Source organism: Janthinobacterium sp. CG_23.3 (genome assembly GCF_046115965.1).
Classification (GTDB): Bacteria; Pseudomonadota; Gammaproteobacteria; order Burkholderiales; family Burkholderiaceae_D; genus Janthinobacterium.
This window is the reverse complement of the sequence record NZ_JBJXIB010000131.1, coordinates 1-16,981: the sequence shown is the minus strand read 5'-3', so window position 1 is coordinate 16,981 and position 16,981 is coordinate 1. Positions and strand designations below refer to the sequence as shown.

The following is a 16,981-nucleotide window of genomic DNA, read 5'->3' as shown; positions in this document are numbered from 1 at the left end:
ACCCCACCTCACCTCCCCTCCCCCCCTCCCCCTCCCCCCACCCCCCACCCCCCCCCTTCCCCCCCCCCCCCCCCCCCCCCCCCCCCCCTTCCTCCCCCCCCCCCCCCCCCCGCCAGCGCCATCCTGGCCTCTATTATGGTGGCATTGTATTCAATTGGGGCCATGGCGGGCGTGTCCGTGCGATATTCGGCGTATTCGGCCGCCCAGAGTGCGCGAACGCGGCCGCCAGGCGCGCGCCGTTGGCCGGCGGCGGGGGCGCCGCGATGCCCTATAATCAGCTTTTCACACCAAAACAGACACATGCCATGGCAGCGAACCAGTACCACCACCCCTTGGATCGTTTGATTATCGGCGCCGACAGGGCGCTGCGCGTCATCGCCGGCGTCGCCTCGGCGTCGCGGCCGACCCCGGCGGTGCACGCGCCGGACGCGGCGCTGGACCAGGCCGAGCAGCGCCACGCCGCCGGCCTGATGCGCGTAAACCACGTCGGCGAAGTGTGCGCGCAGGCGCTGTACAACTCGCAGGCGCGGCACGCCGGCAGCGACGCCATGCGCGCGCAGTTCGCGCAGGCGGGCAGGGACGAGGAAGACCACCTGGCCTGGACGGCGCAGCGGCTGGCCGAGCTGGGATCGCAGCCCAGCCTGCTCAATCCGCTCTGGTACGCCGGCGCCTACGCGCTCGGCACCGTGGCGGCGCGGCTGGGCGACGCGCGCAGCCTCGGCTTCGTCGTCGAAACCGAGCGCCAGGTTGAACAGCACCTGGCCAGCCACCTGGAGAAATTGCCGGCGCAGGACGCCAAATCGCGCGCCATCGTCGAACAGATGCGCGTCGACGAAATCGAGCACGGCGCCAAGGCCGAGGCGCTGGGCGCGGCGCAGGTGCCGGCGCCGGTCAAGGCGCTGATGGCGCTGATGGGCAAAGTGATGACAAAGACCGCGTACTACCTCTAGCGACGGCGGGATTGTGTGGGTCGGGTTAGCCCGGCAGGGCGTCCGCCTCGGCGGCCCCCGCGTCCGGCCTGCGCCACGCTAACGTGGCGTTTAGCCTTCGACAATCTCAAACGAATGCGTCATCTCGGCGGTTTTCGCCAGCATGATGGACGCAGAGCAATACTTATCATGCGACAGCGCGACCGCGCGTTCGACGCCGCCCGGCTTCAAATTCTTGCCGGTGACGGTGAAATGGAAATGAATCTTGGTAAACACCTTCGGCTCGGTCTCGGCGCGTTCGGCCTTCAGCGTCACCTCGCAGCCGCGCACGTCCTCGCGCCCGCGCTTGAGGATCAGCACCACGTCATAGGCGGTGCAACCGCCGGTGCCGAGCAACACCATTTCCATCGGCCGCGGCGCCAGATTATGGCCGCCGCCGTCGGGCGCGCCATCCATCGTCACCAGATGACCGGAGCCGGTTTGTGCCAAAAAACTCATGCCCGACGGGCCGTTCCAGCTAACTTTGCATTCCATGGTTCTCTCCGATAAATAAGCGCCCTATATTGTAAGGGAGGAACGCAAACGGCGTGCCGACGCACCCCCGAAGGTGGGGGTTGACGCGGACGGGCGAGATCGCTTATACTTGTCGGCTTTCCGTTCGCTCAGGAAAAGTAGATAAGGCAGAGTCCGCAAGAAGTTGATGTTGGCGGAACCACCATTTGAGCGTGTAATCTTTTAGGAAGTCAACATGAAAACATTTTCCGCTAAAGGACATGAAGTCCAGCGCGATTGGTTCGTGATTGACGCGACGGACAAAGTCCTCGGACGTGTTGCCAGCGAAGTGGCACTCCGACTGCGCGGCAAACACAAACCAGAATTTACTCCTCACGTCGATACCGGCGACTTCATCGTCGTCATCAACGCAGGCAAACTGCGTGTGACCGGTACCAAAGCCACTGAGAAAATTTACTACCGTCACTCTGGTTATCCAGGCGGCATCTACGAAACCAATTTCCAGAAAATGCAACAGCGTTTTCCGGGTCGCGCGCTGGAAAAAGCGGTCAAGGGCATGTTGCCTAAAGGCCCGCTCGGCTACGCGATGATCAAAAAGCTGAAAGTGTACGCGGAAGCAACCCATCCGCACGCTGCTCAGCAACCTAAAGCACTTGTTCTCTAAGGAACTGACATGATCGGTAATTACAATTATGGAACCGGCCGTCGCAAGAGTGCAGTGGCTCGCGTTTTTATCAAAGTCGGCACAGGCTTGATCGTCGTTAACGGCAAGCCAGCGAACGAATACTTTTCGCGCGAAACAGGTCTGATGGTCATCCGTCAACCTCTGGAACTGACCGGCAATGTCGAGCGTTTCGACATCAAGGTCAACGTTCACGGCGGCGGCGAGTCCGGCCAAGCTGGTGCAGTGCGTCACGGTATCACCCGCGCGCTGATCGACTACGACGCAGCCCTGAAACCAGACCTGGCTAAAGCCGGTTTCGTTACTCGCGATGCTCGTGAAGTTGAGCGTAAAAAAGTTGGTCTGCGCAAAGCACGTCGCGCGAAGCAATTCTCGAAGCGTTAATTCGCCCGCTACGGCACGCAGTCTCTGCGTGTTGTTCAAAAAGCCGCCGACCCCTGTCTGGCGGCTTTTTTGCGTTTGGCGCCGGCGCGCCCGCATTCGCCAGCCCTGTTAAAATAACGCTCCTATTTCTCACTTTACTCTTCACACCTCATTCGCAAGGAATAAACATGATCAAAGTTGGCATCGTTGGCGGCACTGGATACACCGGAGTGGAGTTGCTGCGCCTGTTGGCGGTCCATCCACAGGTCCAGCTGACGGCGATCACGTCGCGCAAGGAAGATGGCTTGCCCGTTGCCGACATGTATCCATCCTTGCGCGGCCGCGTCGACCTGGCCTTCTCGTCGCCCGACAAGGCCAACCTGGGCGAGTGCGACGTGGTGTTTTTCGCCACGCCGCACGGCGTCGCGATGGCGCAGGCGCCGGCCCTGCTGGCCGCCGGCGTGAAAGTGATCGACTTGGCGGCGGATTTCCGCTTGAAGGACCAGGCCGTCTTCGAGCAATGGTACAACATCCCCCACACCGCGCCCGAGCTGATCGAGCAGGCGGTGTACGGCTTGCCGGAGCTGAACCGCGACGACATCAAGGGCGCCTCGCTGGTCGCCAATCCGGGTTGCTACCCGACCACGATGCAACTGGGCTATACGCCCCTGCTGAAGGCCGGCCTGATCGACGCCTCCAGCCTGATCGCCGACTGCAAGTCGGGCGTCTCCGGCGCCGGCCGCAAGGCCGAGATCGGCATCCTGTTCTCCGAGTCCAGCGACAATTTCAAGGCTTATAGCGTGTCCGGCCACCGCCATTTGCCGGAAACCACCGCGCAGTTGCAGCGCTTCACCGACCAGAAAGTCGGCCTGATCTTCACGCCGCACCTGGTGCCGATGATCCGCGGCATGCATTCGACCTTGTACGCGCGCCTGAGCAAGGACGTCGGCAACGCCGAATTGCAGGCGCTGTTCGAAGCCGCGTACCGCGACGCGCCGTTCGTTGACGTGATGCCGTTCGGCGCGCATCCTGAAACCCGCTCGACGCGCGGCTCGAACATGTTGCGCCTGGCGCTGCACCGTCCGCAAGTCGACGGCGCGCCCGGCAATACCGTCATCGTGCTGGTGGTGCAGGACAATCTGGTCAAGGGCGCGTCCGGCCAGGCGGTGCAGTGCATGAACCTGATGTTCGGCCTGGACGAGAGCATGGGGCTGGCGCATATCGCGTTGATGCCGTAACGGCGACCCAGATCAAGGCGCTGCGGCTACGCCGGGGTAAATTAGTTGCTTAGGTCCACCGACCGGTAGCGTTTGCCTGAGGACTTCTGCGATGTTCGCCCGTAACCCGAGAAACGCGATGGATAGCCTGATCGGCGCAGCGACCCGGATCGACGGCGATGTGCTGTTCAAGGGTGGCCTGCGGATCGACGGCCAGGTGCGCGGCAACGTCACCGCCGAAGTCGGCCAGCACAGTTTTGTGGTGGTCGGCGAGCATGGCAGGATAGACGGCGAGGTGCGCTGCGACCATCTGGTGGTGAATGGCGCGATCAACGGCCCGGTGCACGCGTCGGAATTGCTTGAAGTTCAGCCGAAAGCCCGCATCTACGGGGAAGTCCATTACAAAGTGTTGGAAATGCACGGCGGCGCGCTGGTCTCGGGGCAACTGGTCCACCATGACGGCGTCGACAAAGTGTTGCATTTGGCGGCGTCTGAAGCGTGAGCTGCGCTAAAGGTCTATAATGAATCAATGTTTTCAAGTAGGAGTATGAAATGAATGCCGTCGCCGAATCGCTAGATGTAATCCCTTCGCCTATTATCTTCACCGACAGCGCCGCCGAAAAGGTCGCGCAGTTGATCGAGGAAGAAGGCAATCCCGACTTGAAACTGCGCGTTTTCGTGCAAGGCGGCGGTTGCTCCGGCTTCCAGTATGGCTTCACGTTTGACGAAATCGTCAACGAAGACGACACCACGATGGTGAAAAACGGTGTGCAGTTGCTGATCGATTCGATGAGCTACCAGTACCTCGTCGGCGCCGAAATCGACTACAAGGATGACCTTGAGGGCGCGCAGTTCGTCATCAAGAACCCAACCGCGTCGTCGACCTGCGGTTGCGGCTCCTCGTTCTCGGTGTAAGCCTTCGCCGGTAAGGCCCGTTGCGGCGGACGACTTCGGTCGTTCCGCCGCTTTCGTTCGTCCGCGGTTTCGTCCGTGGCGTAAGCCGAGCGGTTCGCGGCGGCCGTTCCGTCCGAACCCCGGCCAATTCTCTAGCGCGGATACAGGGCGCCCAGCACGCGGCCGCCTTGGGCTCCGGTGACCGCCGCCAAGTTGCCCGCCGCGCGTTGTGTGAAGCGGTAGGCCAGCCAGGCGAACGCCAGCGCTTCGACGTGGTTCGGCGGCACGCCCAACACGTCGGTCGATTGCACCGTTGCCTGCCCGTCCAGCGCCGCCGCCAATTCGCGCAGCAGCGTGCCGTTGTACGCCCCGCCACCGCAGACATACACGGCGTCGGCTTGGGCGCCGTGTTGGCGTATCGCCTGCGCCAGCGTCAGCGCGGTCAGCCTGGTCAGTGTGAACTGGACGTCGGCCGGCGCCGCGCCGGCGAACGGCGCCAGCTTGGCGGCGAGCCAGTCGGCGTTGAACAGGTCGCGCCCGGTGCTTTTGGGCGCCGGCAGCGCGAAGTAGGGCTCGGCCAGCATGCTCGCCAGTAGCGCCGGGATGTCCTTGCCGCTGGCCGCCCAGGCGCCGTCGGCGTCGTAGTTGCGGCCCAGGTGGCGGCCGATCCACGCGTCCATCAAGGCGTTGCCGGGGCCGGTGTCGAAACCGCTGACGCCGCCGTCGGCGCCGAGCACGCTGATGTTGCTGATGCCGCCGATGTTGGCGACCACCCGGGTCTGGCCCGGCTGGCCGAACTGCGCCCGGTGGAAGGCCGGCACCAGCGGCGCGCCCTGGCCGCCGGCGGCGACGTCGCGGCTGCGGAAGTCGGCGACGACGTCGATGCCGCACAGTTCGGCCAGTAGCGCGGGGTTGTTGGTCTGGCGCGTGAAGCCCAGTTCCGGGCGGTGGCGGATGGTCTGGCCGTGCGCGCCGACGGCGCGGACGGCGCCGGCGCCGACGCCGGCCTCGGCCAGCAGCGCCGCCACGCAATCGGCGTAGCGCGCCGCGATCCGGTTGGCGACCAGCGCCTCGCGTTCGATTTCGTTGTGGCCGGCGCTTTGCAGGGCCATCAGGTCGGCGCGCAGCTCGGCCGGAAAGGCGATGTAGGCGGCCGCCAGCGTGCGCGGCGCGGCGCCGCCAAAGTCGACCAGGGCGCCGTCAACGCCGTCCAGGCTGGTGCCGGACATCAGACCGATGTAGAGAGCCATGTGTTTGTCCTCGCTAGTTCAAAAATTGTTCGATGGCGCCATTTTGCCTGAGTGCGGGCGCGGCGCGTCGAACGCGGCGGCGGCTGGCTGCGGCGGGAAGAAAAAATGCAGGGGGAGGGGGGGGCGCCGCGCGTCGTTCGACGCGGGCGGCGGAATGCATCAGCGCGACGCCAGGGCCGTGCCGTTCGGGCGCAGCAGCGTGAAGCGGTGCATCATGTCGGCCGACACCATGCGGAAGCGGCTCAGTTCGGCGGACGTCAGTGGCGCCTGCGCCAGCACGTTGACCGACATCGGGTCGGCCGCTTGCTTGTTGACGCGGAACTCGTAGTGCAGGTGGGCGCCGGTCGACCAGCCGGTGCTGCCGACGTAGCCGATGACGTCGCCCTGGTTGACTTTCATGCCTTTTTTCAAGCCCGGTGCGAAGGCGCTCATGTGGGCGTAGGCGGTCGAATAGTTGGCCCAGTGCTGCAGCACCACCATGTTGCCGTAACCATTCTGGACGCCCACCGAATCGACCACGCCGTCGCCCGAGGCGCGGATCGGGGTGCCGGCGGCGGCGGCGAAATCGACGCCCTTGTGCTGTTTCCAGTTGCCTGAAATCGGGTGCACGCGCATGGAGAAGCCGGACGAGATACGGGAAAATTCAAGGGGGGATTTGAGGAAGCCTTTTTTGAGCGATTTGCCGTCGAAGCTGTAGTAACCGCCGCCTTGCTTGCTGGCCGGGTCTTCGAACCAGACCGATTGGAACGTGGTGCCGCGGTTGGTGAATTCGCCGGCCAGGATGCGGCCCGCCCGGACCATTTCGCCGTCTTGCCAGAAGGTTTCATACACCACGTTGAAACTGTCGCCGCGCTTCAGGTCGGAACGGAAATCGATGTTGGTCGAGAACATTTCGACGATCTGCGCCGAGATCGAGTCCGGCAGGCGGGTGCCGTCCAGGCTTGAGTCGGTCGCCGCGAACAGCGTCGAGGTGATCTGGCGCGCGTGCATTTCCACCCGCCGCTCCAGCTGCGCCGCCACTTCCGTGGCCACGAAGGAGTCGCCCTTGCGGTTGATCATGATGTTCTTGACGTCGCTTTCCTTGGCGTCGACCAGGGTCGCGCGCAGCCATTGCAACTGGCCGTCTTCGGTGGTCTGCGCCTGCACCCGTTTACCGGCTTTGAGCAACATGACACCGCGCGCGATCTTGTCGGTCTTGATGAAATTGGTGGCCGCCGCATCGTCCACGCCGAGTCGGGTCAGCAAGGCGGCAAGGGTGTCGCCGGCGCGGACTTTTTCTTCGTGGACGAATTTCTGGTCGTGGTCGTCTTGAGCGAGCGCGGTGATCTGCGCGCTCAGGTTCGGCATTTCCAGGTCTTGGGCGATCGACTTCACCGGCAGGTCCGAGGCGTCCGGCGCCAGAGGCGCGACGCCGGCCGCACCGAATGCGAACACCGTCAGCAACAGCGCCGAGGCGCTGAGGATACGCGCTTTGCGCGACGAAGCTAGCAGTGAGTACAAGCGTGAGCTCGTTTTGGATTTGGTTGGGTTCATGCAATCAGTTAGAATTTGCGGCTTGAACGAAGCTCTCTATATTGTTGTTGTTATTTTGGTTCGTTTCATTCGGCAAGATTGATGGGATCGGGCATTATAGCAAACTCCGGAAACCTACCACCATTTCGCGATTTTTCGCGGCATTTCGCAAAAGAACATATATATGGACAACACCTCCGCATCGCCTAAAAAGGCCGCCCCCGCCGCAACCGCACTGCCGCTGTCGGACAGGGTACAAGAAGCCCTCGCGATTACCAAGCGGGGCGTCGACGAACTATTGATCGAAACCGAATTTGCGCAAAAATTAGCCCGCTCCGAATCGAGCGGGGTGCCGTTGCGGATTAAACTGGGCCTGGACCCGACCGCGCCGGACTTGCATCTGGGCCACACCGTGGTGCTCAACAAGATGCGCCAGCTGCAAGACCTCGGCCACCAGGTGATTTTCCTGATCGGCGACTTCACCTCGATGATCGGCGACCCGTCCGGACGCAACATCACGCGTCCGCCGCTGACCAAGGAGCAGATCGAAGTCAACGCCACGACCTACTTCGCCCAGGCGTCGCTGGTGCTCGACCCGGCCCGCACCGAAATCCGCTACAACTCCGAGTGGTGCGATCCGCTCGGCGCGCGCGGCATGATCCAGCTGGCGTCGAGCTACACGGTGGCGCGCATGATCGAGCGCGACGACTTCACCAAGCGCTTCAAGGACGGCGTGCCGATTTCGATCCACGAATTTCTCTACCCGCTGATGCAGGGCTACGATTCGGTGGCGCTGAAGTCGGACCTGGAGCTGGGCGGCACCGACCAGAAGTTCAACCTGCTGGTCGGGCGCGAGCTGCAAAAGCAATACGGCCAGGAACAGCAGTGCATTCTGACGATGCCGCTGCTGGAAGGCCTCGACGGCGTCGACAAGATGTCGAAGTCGAAGAACAACTACATTGGCATCACCGAGCCGGGCAACACCATGTTCGCCAAGCTGATGAGCATTTCCGACGTCATGATGTGGCGCTACTACGAGCTGCTGTCGTTCCGCTCGATCGCCGAGCTGGCGCAGCTGAAGGCCGAAGTCGAGGGCGGCCGCAACCCGCGCGACGCCAAGGTGGCGCTGGCGCAGGAAATCGTCGCACGCTTCCACTCGAAGCAGGCGGCCGACGACGCGCTGGCCGACTTCGTCAACCGCTCCAAGGGCGGCATCCCGGACGATGTCGCCGACGTGAGCCTGGGCGGCGCGCCGCAGGGCTTGCCGCAACTGCTCAAGCAGGCCGGCCTGTGCCCGTCGACGTCCGAGGCGATGCGCATGATCGAGCAGGGCGGCGTGCGCATCGACGGCGCCGTCGTCAGCGACAAGGCATTGAAGCTCGACGCCGGCACCTTCGTGCTGCAAGTGGGCAAGCGCAAGTTCGCCCGCGTTACCCTGAGCGCATGATCGCGCTGTTGCAGCGCGTCAGCCAGGCCAGCGTGGCGGTCGACGGCGCCAGCATCGGCGCCATCGCCGCCGGCCTGATGGTATTGCTGTGCGCCGAGCGCGGCGACGGCGAGCGCGAGGCCGATTTGCTGCTGGCCAAGCTGCTGGGCTACCGCGTCTTCGGCGACGACGCCGGCAAGATGAACCGCAGCGTCACCGACGTCGGCGGCGGCTTGCTGCTGGTGCCGCAGTTCACGCTGGCGGCCGATACCAAGTCCGGTACGCGGCCCTCGTTCACGCCGGCCGCCAGCCCGCGGGACGGCCTGCGCCTGTTCGATTATTTCGTGCGCCAGGCGCGCCACCGCCACCCCGTGGTCGAGACCGGCCGCTTCGGCGCCGACATGAAGGTGTCGCTGACCAACGACGGCCCGGTGACGTTGTGGCTGCAAATAAACCCCAACGCGGCTGCGAAGTAACGCCGTTCCTTGCGTGCGCTCAAACGAATGCGGCGCGGTATCCGCAAAAATATTGATAAAGAACGGGGTGCAAAATGAAACTGTGGAGCGATTCGTTTCGGGATTGCGGCCTCATCCCCGCCGATCACGCTTTCGCGGCGATCGACCCGGACGCCCGGGTGCGCCTGGCGGGCAACCGCAACCCGCACCTGGCCTGGGACGAGGTGCCCAGCGGCACCGAATCGCTGGCCCTGTTCTGCTTTGACGTCGACGCGCCGCTCGACGCCGGCGGCGTCAACCGCGAAGGCTTGACGCTGGCTGAACAATTGCCGCGCGGCGATTTTTTCCACTGGACCGTGATCGACCTGCCGGCGGCGCTGCGCACGCTGGCGGCCGGCGCGTTTTCGGCGCAGGTGACGCCGCGCGGCAAACCGGGCCGGGCCGTGGCGGCGGCCGCCGACGGCGCCGGCCGGCCGTGGCGCGAGGGCGTCAACGACTTCAGCGACTGGTTCGCCGGCGACCCGGCGATGGCCGGCGACTATTACGGTTATGATGGCCCCTGTCCGCCATGGAACGACGAGCGCATCCACCACTACATTTTCCGCCTGTACGCGCTCGACGTCGCGTGCCTGGCGCTGGCGCCGCGCTTTACCGGGGCGCAGGCGCGCGCGGCGATCCACGGCCACATCCTCGACGAGGCGCAACTGATCGGCGCCTACTCGCTCAATCCCGAGCTGGCCCTTACCTTGAAAACATAGACTGCATGAGCACCACGATTTTATTGATACGCCACGGCGAAACGGCGTGGAACGCGGCGCGCCGCCTGCAGGGACACACCGACATCGACCTCAACGACGAGGGCATGCGCCAGGCCGAGGCGCTGGGCGAGGCGCTGGCCGGCGCGCCGCTGGCGGCGGTGGTATCGAGCGACCTGCGGCGGGCGCGCCAGACCGCGGCGGCGGTGGCCGGCCAGCACGGCCTGGCGCTGCAAGCCGATTGCCTGCTGCGGGAACGCTGCTACGGCGCCTTCGAAGGCATGCTGTACGCCGACATCGCCGAACGCTATCCGCTTGAGTACGCCGAATGGCAGGCGCGCCATATCGACGCGGTGATGCCGGCCGGCGAGCGGGTGGCGGAAAGCTTCCGCCAGTTTTACCGGCGCGCGGTCGACGGCGTCGAGCGCTGGGCCGCGCGCTACCCGGGCCAGACCATTGCCGTGGTGGCGCACGGCGGCGTGCTGGAGTGCGCCTACCGCGCGGCGGTCGGCATGTCGCTCGACAGCCCGCGCGACTTCCAGGTCAAGAACGCCAGCGTCAACCGCTTCGCCTTCGCCGCCGGCAAGTTGACGCTGACGCAGTGGGGCGACGTCGAACACCTGAGCGCGGGCGCCATCGACGAGCTGGGCTGAGTAGCCGGCTCACCGGGGACAGACCACGATTTCCGGGAAATATTTCCGAAGAAATATTTCCCGGAAATCGTGGTCTGTCCCCTGATGCACGGAAATCGTGGTCTGTCCCCTGATGCATACGGAAATCGTGGTCTGTCCCCTGATGCATAAGCGCCGGGCGGGGCAAATTGCTTGTCCAATAAAAAATAGTGCTTATTATTTGAGCAGAACCTCGGTTAAAATAGTGGGTTCCCCCAACCATTTCAGGTCTCGCCAGTGCAAATCGGCCCACACATTCTGCGCAACAACGTTTTCGTCGCCCCGATGGCCGGGGTGACCGACCGGCCGTTCCGCCAGTTGTGCAAGCAGTTGGGCGCCGGCTACGCGGTGTCTGAAATGGCGGCGTCGAATCCGCGCCTGTGGGCCACCGAGAAAAGCGCGCGGCGCACCGACCACGACGGCGAAATGGAGCCGAAGGCGGTGCAGATCGCCGGCGCCGACCCGCGGGACCTGGCCGATTGCGCCAAGTTCAACGTCGACCGCGGCGCGCAGATCATCGACATCAATATGGGTTGCCCGGTAAAAAAGGTGTGCAACAGCTGGTGCGGTTCGGCCCTGCTGCAAAACGAAAGCCTGGTCGAGAAGATTTTGCACGCGGTGGTCAACGCCGTCGACGTGCCGGTGACGCTGAAGTTCCGCACCGGCTGGAACCGCGACAACAAGAACGCCCTGAACATCGCCCGCATCGCCGAGCAGGCCGGCATCGCCATGCTGACGCTGCACGGGCGCACCCGCGCCGACGGCTACAGCGGCGACGCCGAATACGAGACCATCGCCGCCGTCAAAGCGGCGGTCGGCATCCCGGTGGTGGCCAACGGCGACATCACGACGCCGCAAAAAGCCCGCCTGGTGCTGGACCAGACCGGCGCCGACGCCGTCATGGTCGGCCGGGCGGCGCAGGGCCGGCCGTGGATTTGCCGCGAAATCGCGCATTTCCTGCGCACCGGCACCCTGTTGCCGGCGCCGTGCGTGGACGAGGTGCGCGCGCTGATGGACGAGCATTTGCGCGCCCACTACGCGTTTTACGGCGAATTCCTGGGCGTGCGCACGGCGCGCAAGCACATCGGCTGGTATGTGCGGGACTTGCCCGGCGGCGAGGAGTTCCGCCAGAAGATGAATTTGCTGGAGTCCACCGAGGCACAGTTAGTTGCCGTCGACCAATTTTTCGAATCGCAATGGAGTTTTGGCGAACGGTTACAATACCGCCTCGCCGACGCCGCATTGGCAAGCGAATGAAGAGTAGCGGCCGGACGTAGCAGCGTCGCAGCAGCACAGCACCAAAGGGCACACGCCTTACCGTCACGCGTTTTTAGAGCGGCACGAAGACGGCGTCATGACAGATCAATTAGCCGAATGAATCGTAAAACGTAAAATGAGTAAAGAAAGTATCCAGGAAGTCGTCCAGAAAAGTCTTGAAGAGTATTTCAACGACCTGGGCGAGCAGCAAGCGTCGAACATTTACGACATGGTCGTGCTGACCGTGGAAAAGCCTATCCTCGAGGTCGTCATGACGCGCGCCGACGGCAACCAGTCGCACGCCGCGCAAATGCTCGGCATCAACCGCAACACCTTGCGCAAGAAGCTGCAAGAGCACGGCCTGCTGTAAGGCGCGCAGCCGCCGCCGGTTCCCGCGCCGCCGTGGCGCGGGCGGCGGCGTGGCCGCGCATCCGTCCCACCGAACATTCAACCACCTAGCCACTGCCATGATCAAACAAGCCCTCATCTCCGTTTCCGACAAGACCGGCGTGCTCGACTTCGCGCGCGCCCTGTCCGCGCTCGGCGTCAACATCCTGTCGACCGGCGGCACCGCCAAACTGTTCGCCGACAACGGCGTGCCGGTGACGGAAGTCGCCGACTACACCGGCTTCCCCGAGATGCTGGACGGCCGCGTCAAGACGCTGCACCCGACGGTGCACGGCGGCATCCTGGCGCGCCGCGATTTCCCGGAGCACATGGCCAAGCTGGCCGAGCACGGCATTGCGACCATCGACATGGTGGTGGTCAACCTGTACCCGTTCCAGGCGACGGTGGCGAAAGACACGTGCACGCTGGAGGACGCGATTGAAAACATCGACATCGGCGGCCCGGCCATGCTGCGCTCGGCGGCGAAAAACCACAAGGACGTCGTCGTCATCTGCGACCCGGTCGACTACGCCACGGTGCTGGCCGAAATCAAGGCGGCCGACGGCGTCGTCGGCTACGACACCAAGTTCATGCTGGCCAAGAAGGTCTACGCCCACACCGCGCAGTACGACGGCGCCATCACCAACTACCTGACCAGCCTGGGCCCGACCAAGGAACACGGCAGCCGCGGCGCCTACCCGGAAACGTTGAACGTCGCGTTTGAAAAAGTGCAAGACATGCGCTACGGCGAGAACCCGCACCAGAGCGCGGCGTTCTACCGCGACCTGCACGCCACCGAAGGCGCGCTGGGCAACTACCGCCAGTTGCAGGGCAAGGAACTGTCGTACAACAACATCGCCGACGCCGACGCCGCGTGGGAATGCGTGAAGAGCCTGGGCGGCTTCGACCAGAGCGCCGCCTGCGTCATCGTCAAGCACGCCAACCCGTGCGGCGTGGCGCTGGGCGCCAACGCGGCCGAGGCGTACGCGCGCGCGCTGCAAACCGACCCGACCTCGGCGTTCGGCGGCATCATCGCCTTCAACACCGAACTCGACGGCGCCACCGCCGAGCAGATCGCCAAGCTGTTCGTCGAAGTGTTGATCGCGCCGTCGTTTTCAAACGACGCCAAGCAGATCCTGTCGAGCAAGCAAAACGTGCGCATGCTGGAAATTCCGCTGGGCAAGGGCGTCAACGCGATGGACTTCAAACGCGTCGGCGGCGGCCTGCTGGTGCAGTCGCCGGACGCCAAAAACGTCTCGATCGGCGACCTGAAGGTGGTGACCAAGCTGCAACCTACCCAGCAGCAACTGCAAGACCTGATGTTCGCCTGGCGCGTGGCCAAGTTCGTCAAGTCGAACGCGATCGTCTTCTGCGGCAATAACATGACCCTGGGCGTGGGCGCCGGCCAGATGAGCCGCATCGACTCGGCCCGCATCGCCGCGATCAAGGCGCAAAACGCCGGCCTGGCGCTGGCCGGCTCGGTGGTGGCGTCGGACGCCTTCTTCCCGTTCCGCGACGGCCTCGACGTTGTCGTCGACGCCGGCGCGACCTGCGTCATCCAACCGGGCGGCTCGATGCGCGACCAGGAAGTGATCGACGCGGCCAACGAACGCGGCGTCGTCATGCTGTACACCGGCACCCGCCACTTCCGCCATTAATAATCGGCTGGCAATAGTTTTATTGCCGCTGGCGTAAAGCAAAACCAAGGGCAAGCAGCCCTTGGTTTTTTTTGCGTCGCCGGCGCCCGAATACCCACGGCCTTGCCGTCCAGAACAGCCTCCCCGCGTTACAATCGGACAATGATTATTCTAGGCATAGACCCTGGCTTGCGCACGACCGGTTTCGGCGTCATCGACAAGCAGGGCAACAAGTTGCGCTATATCGCGTCCGGCACCATCAAGACCGTTTCCGAGGGCGAGTTGCCGCCGCGCCTGAAGATTATCCTGCAAGGCATTACCGAAATCGTCGCCACCTACCGGCCCGACTGCGCCGCCATCGAGAAGGTTTTCGTCAACGTCAACCCGCAGTCGACCTTGCTGCTGGGGCAGGCGCGCGGCGCCGCCATCTGCGCGCTGGTCGGCGCCGACCTCGACGTGGCCGAATACACCGCGCTGCAAGTCAAGCAGGCCGTGGTCGGCCACGGCAAGGCGGCCAAGGAACAGGTGCAGCAGATGGTGTCGCGGCTGCTGACGCTGCCCGGACTACCCGGCAGCGACGCCGCCGACGCGCTCGGCGTGGCGATTTGCCACGCCAACAGCTACGACGCCTTGGCCCTGATCAGCGCGCTGGCGCCCGGCATGGCCGGTTTGCGCATGAAGCGCGGCCGCCTGGTCGGCTAAACTACCCATTCCACCCGCATTCCCAAACAAGGTCACACGATGATAGGTCGTCTCTGCGGTATTTTGCTTGAAAAAAATCCGCCGCAATTGCTGGTCGACTGCCAAGGCGTCGGCTACGAGGTCGATGTGCCGATGAGCACGTTTTACAACCTGCCGCACGTCGGCGAAAAAGTCGTGCTGTTCACGCACCAGGCGATCCGCGAGGACGCGCACCTGCTGTTTGGCTTCGGCAACGCCGAGGAGCGCGCCGTGTTCCGCCAGTTGATCAAGATCACCGGCGTCGGCGCGCGCATGGCGCTGTCCATCCTGTCGGGCATGACCATCGCCGACCTGGCCCAGGCCATCACGCTGCAAGAGTCGGGCCGCCTGGTGAAGGTGCCCGGCATCGGCAAAAAGACCGCCGAGCGGCTGCTGCTGGAACTCAAGGGCAAGCTGGGCGCCGACATCGGCGCCGGCGGCGCCCGCGCGGTGCCCGATTCGCAGTCCGACATTCTGAACGCGCTGATCTCGCTGGGCTACTCCGACAAGGAGGCGGTGCAGGCGTTGAAGAGCGTGCCGGCCGGCAGCGGCGTCTCCGACGGCATTAAACTGGCGCTTAAAGCGCTGTCCAAAGGCTAACCATGAGCATTCAAACCGATAACTTCAGCGAGCAGCGCATCATCGACGCCGCGCCCGCCTCGCCGAACGAGGAGGCGATCGAGCGGGCGCTGCGGCCCAAGCAGCTCGACGAGTATGTCGGCCAGGAAAAGATCCGCGGCCAGCTGGAAATTTTCATCACGGCGGCGCGCCAGCGCAAGGAAGCGCTCGACCACACCCTGCTGTTCGGCCCGCCGGGCCTGGGCAAGACCACGCTGGCGCACATCATCGCGCGCGAAATGGGCGTCAACCTGCGCCAGACCTCCGGCCCGGTGCTGGAGCGCCCGGGCGACCTGGCGGCGATCCTGACCAACCTGGAAGCCAACGACGTGCTGTTCATCGACGAGATCCACCGCCTGTCGCCGGTGGTCGAGGAGATCCTCTACCCGGCGCTGGAAGACTACCAGATCGACATCATGATCGGCGAGGGGCCGGCGGCGCGCTCGGTCAAGCTCGACCTGCAACCGTTTACGCTGGTCGGCGCCACCACCCGCGCCGGCATGCTGACCAACCCGCTGCGCGACCGCTTCGGCATCGTCGCCCGGCTGGAGTTCTACAACGCCGACGAGCTGACCAAGATCGTCACGCGCAGCGCCGCGCTGCTGAAGGCGCCGATCGCCCCCGACGGCGCGCGCGAAATCGCCCAGCGCGCCCGCGGCACGCCGCGCATCGCCAACCGCCTGCTGCGGCGCGTGCGCGACTACGCCGAGGTCAAGGGCAACGGCGACATCACCAAGGACGTCGCCGACAAGGCCCTGGTCATGCTCGACGTCGACACGGTCGGCTTCGACGTGATGGACCGCAAGCTGCTGGAGGCGGTGCTGTTCAAATTCGGCGGCGGCCCGGTCGGCATCGGCAACCTGGCGGCGGCCATCGGCGAGGCGGCCGACACCATCGAAGACGTGCTCGAACCCTACCTGATCCAGCAGGGCTTCCTGCAGCGCACCCCGCGCGGGCGCGTCGCCACGCCGGCCGCCTACGCCCACTTCGGCGTCAGCGCGCCGCGCACCGGCCCGAACGGCGAACTGTGGAACCTGTAGTAGTGGAAGGCAAGGCGGCGATGCAGATCTGGGTCGACGCCGACGCCTGCCCGGTCGCCGTCAAGGACATCCTGTACCGCGTTGCCGAGCGGCTGCAACTGATGGTGACGCTGGTCGCCAACCAGGGCTTGCGGGTGCCGGCCTCGCGCTTCATCCGCACCGTGCGGGTGGCGTCGGGCGCCGACGTGGCCGACCGCGAAATCGTGCGCCTGCTGGCGGCGGGCGACCTGGTCGTCACCGCCGACATTCCGCTGGCGGCCGACGTGCTGGAGAAGGGCGGCTTTGCGTTGAATCCGCGCGGCGAGTTCTACACCGTCGACAACATCGCCCAGCAACTGACGATGCGCGCCTTCCTGGACGAGTTGCGGGGCGGCGGCGTCGACACCGGCGGCCCGGCGCCGTTCAGCCAGGGCGACCGGCAAAACTTCGCCAAGCAACTGGACGGCCACCTACGCCGCCACGCGCGAAATATACAGTCGTTTAAACCGTAGATACTATGAATGAAGGCGGGTCGGCAAAAGACGCAAATTAATCCTAAAGTGAAGGTTCGAAGAATCAATTTAGGAGAAAATCATGCAACCGACCCGCGCCAACGATTTTACGCCTGAAGTCGAAGTTTTTGCAGTGGCATTAGAGTTGTCGAGCAAGAGCTGGA

Annotated in this window: 21 protein-coding genes; 17 read left to right on the top strand and 4 right to left on the bottom strand. The window is 64.5% G+C overall.

Going from position 1 to position 16,981, the window contains the following annotated elements; all coding sequences use genetic code 11:
- Positions 1–8: 8 nt before the first annotated feature.
- A complete protein-coding gene (locus tag ACFDR9_RS23065; protein WP_409032484.1) occupies positions 9–164 on the bottom strand; it encodes a hypothetical protein in 156 nt (51 codons plus the stop codon).
- A 141-nt stretch (positions 165–305) separates the two neighbouring features.
- Between ACFDR9_RS23065 and coq7 the strand changes: the two genes are divergently transcribed.
- Complete coding sequence (gene coq7 / locus ACFDR9_RS23060; protein WP_035787766.1) at positions 306–950, top strand: 2-polyprenyl-3-methyl-6-methoxy-1,4-benzoquinone monooxygenase; 645 nt, start codon at positions 306–308, stop codon at positions 948–950.
- A gap of 90 nt (positions 951–1,040) precedes the next feature.
- On the opposite strand, the gene ACFDR9_RS23055 is transcribed toward coq7, so the two are convergent.
- Positions 1,041–1,463, bottom strand: coding sequence for an OsmC family protein (locus ACFDR9_RS23055; RefSeq protein WP_017877586.1), 423 nt, complete (start codon positions 1,461–1,463; stop codon positions 1,041–1,043).
- A 214-nt stretch (positions 1,464–1,677) separates the two neighbouring features.
- Here ACFDR9_RS23055 and rplM point away from each other — a divergent pair, with 214 nt between their 5' ends.
- The 5 genes from rplM to erpA all read left to right on the top strand — a co-directional run bounded on the left by rplM (position 1,678) and on the right by erpA (position 4,619).
- The gene (gene rplM, locus ACFDR9_RS23050; protein WP_017877585.1) at positions 1,678–2,106 is read left to right on the top strand and encodes a 50S ribosomal protein L13; all 429 of its coding nucleotides are present in this window, start codon (positions 1,678–1,680) and stop codon (positions 2,104–2,106) included.
- Between the two features lie 9 nt (positions 2,107–2,115).
- The gene (gene rpsI / locus ACFDR9_RS23045) at positions 2,116–2,508 is read left to right on the top strand and encodes a 30S ribosomal protein S9 (RefSeq protein WP_017877584.1); all 393 of its coding nucleotides are present in this window, start codon (positions 2,116–2,118) and stop codon (positions 2,506–2,508) included.
- 167 nt (positions 2,509–2,675) lie between these two features.
- A complete protein-coding gene (argC, locus tag ACFDR9_RS23040) occupies positions 2,676–3,725 on the top strand; it encodes an N-acetyl-gamma-glutamyl-phosphate reductase (RefSeq protein WP_327076129.1) in 1,050 nt (349 codons plus the stop codon).
- 91 nt (positions 3,726–3,816) lie between these two features.
- The gene (locus ACFDR9_RS23035) at positions 3,817–4,206 is read left to right on the top strand and encodes a polymer-forming cytoskeletal protein (RefSeq protein ID WP_026133077.1); all 390 of its coding nucleotides are present in this window, start codon (positions 3,817–3,819) and stop codon (positions 4,204–4,206) included.
- A gap of 50 nt (positions 4,207–4,256) precedes the next feature.
- A complete protein-coding gene (erpA, locus tag ACFDR9_RS23030; RefSeq protein ID WP_017877581.1) occupies positions 4,257–4,619 on the top strand; it encodes an iron-sulfur cluster insertion protein ErpA in 363 nt (120 codons plus the stop codon).
- A 131-nt stretch (positions 4,620–4,750) separates the two neighbouring features.
- Here erpA and ACFDR9_RS23025 read toward each other — a convergent pair whose 3' ends face one another.
- Both ACFDR9_RS23025 and ACFDR9_RS23020 read right to left on the bottom strand, forming a co-directional pair.
- A complete protein-coding gene (locus ACFDR9_RS23025) occupies positions 4,751–5,848 on the bottom strand; it encodes an anhydro-N-acetylmuramic acid kinase (RefSeq protein ID WP_327076128.1) in 1,098 nt (365 codons plus the stop codon).
- 159 nt (positions 5,849–6,007) lie between these two features.
- A complete protein-coding gene (locus ACFDR9_RS23020; RefSeq protein ID WP_327076127.1) occupies positions 6,008–7,381 on the bottom strand; it encodes a peptidoglycan DD-metalloendopeptidase family protein in 1,374 nt (457 codons plus the stop codon).
- Positions 7,382–7,544: 163 nt separating this feature from the next.
- Here ACFDR9_RS23020 and tyrS point away from each other — a divergent pair, with 163 nt between their 5' ends.
- The 11 genes from tyrS (at position 7,545) to ACFDR9_RS22965 (ending at position 16,817) form a co-directional block, all read left to right on the top strand.
- Complete coding sequence (gene tyrS / locus ACFDR9_RS23015; protein WP_327076126.1) at positions 7,545–8,807, top strand: tyrosine--tRNA ligase; 1,263 nt, start codon at positions 7,545–7,547, stop codon at positions 8,805–8,807.
- Positions 8,804–9,262 carry a D-aminoacyl-tRNA deacylase gene (dtd, locus tag ACFDR9_RS23010; protein WP_327076125.1) on the top strand — a complete coding sequence of 153 codons (459 nt, stop codon included), beginning with the start codon at positions 8,804–8,806 and terminating at the stop codon, positions 9,260–9,262. Before tyrS ends, dtd begins: the two co-directional genes overlap by 4 nt.
- A 74-nt stretch (positions 9,263–9,336) precedes the next feature.
- A complete protein-coding gene (locus ACFDR9_RS23005) occupies positions 9,337–9,999 on the top strand; it encodes a YbhB/YbcL family Raf kinase inhibitor-like protein (RefSeq protein ID WP_327076124.1) in 663 nt (220 codons plus the stop codon).
- 5 nt (positions 10,000–10,004) lie between these two features.
- On the top strand, positions 10,005–10,649 hold the full coding sequence (locus tag ACFDR9_RS23000) for a histidine phosphatase family protein (protein ID WP_017877575.1): 645 nt from the start codon (positions 10,005–10,007) through the stop codon (positions 10,647–10,649).
- Positions 10,650–10,904: 255 nt separating this feature from the next.
- Positions 10,905–11,924, top strand: coding sequence for a tRNA dihydrouridine synthase DusB (gene dusB, locus ACFDR9_RS22995; protein WP_327076123.1), 1,020 nt, complete (start codon positions 10,905–10,907; stop codon positions 11,922–11,924).
- 136 nt (positions 11,925–12,060) lie between these two features.
- Complete coding sequence (locus tag ACFDR9_RS22990) at positions 12,061–12,294, top strand: helix-turn-helix domain-containing protein (RefSeq protein WP_017877573.1); 234 nt, start codon at positions 12,061–12,063, stop codon at positions 12,292–12,294.
- A 97-nt stretch (positions 12,295–12,391) separates the two neighbouring features.
- On the top strand, positions 12,392–13,969 hold the full coding sequence (purH, locus tag ACFDR9_RS22985) for a bifunctional phosphoribosylaminoimidazolecarboxamide formyltransferase/IMP cyclohydrolase (protein WP_017877572.1): 1,578 nt from the start codon (positions 12,392–12,394) through the stop codon (positions 13,967–13,969).
- 141 nt (positions 13,970–14,110) lie between these two features.
- Positions 14,111–14,650, top strand: a complete 540-nt coding sequence (ruvC, locus tag ACFDR9_RS22980; protein ID WP_026133075.1) for a crossover junction endodeoxyribonuclease RuvC — start codon at positions 14,111–14,113, stop codon at positions 14,648–14,650.
- A 39-nt stretch (positions 14,651–14,689) separates the two neighbouring features.
- Entirely contained in the window at positions 14,690–15,268 is a 579-nt protein-coding gene (ruvA, locus tag ACFDR9_RS22975) for a Holliday junction branch migration protein RuvA (protein ID WP_026133074.1), read from the top strand.
- Positions 15,269–15,270: 2 nt separating this feature from the next.
- Positions 15,271–16,326: a Holliday junction branch migration DNA helicase RuvB gene (ruvB, locus tag ACFDR9_RS22970; RefSeq protein ID WP_017877569.1), complete on the top strand. Its 1,056-nt coding sequence runs from the start codon at positions 15,271–15,273 to the stop codon at positions 16,324–16,326.
- A 20-nt stretch (positions 16,327–16,346) separates the two neighbouring features.
- Positions 16,347–16,817 carry a YaiI/YqxD family protein gene (locus ACFDR9_RS22965; protein WP_327076139.1) on the top strand — a complete coding sequence of 157 codons (471 nt, stop codon included), beginning with the start codon at positions 16,347–16,349 and terminating at the stop codon, positions 16,815–16,817.
- The last annotated feature ends 164 nt before the right edge of the window (positions 16,818–16,981 follow it).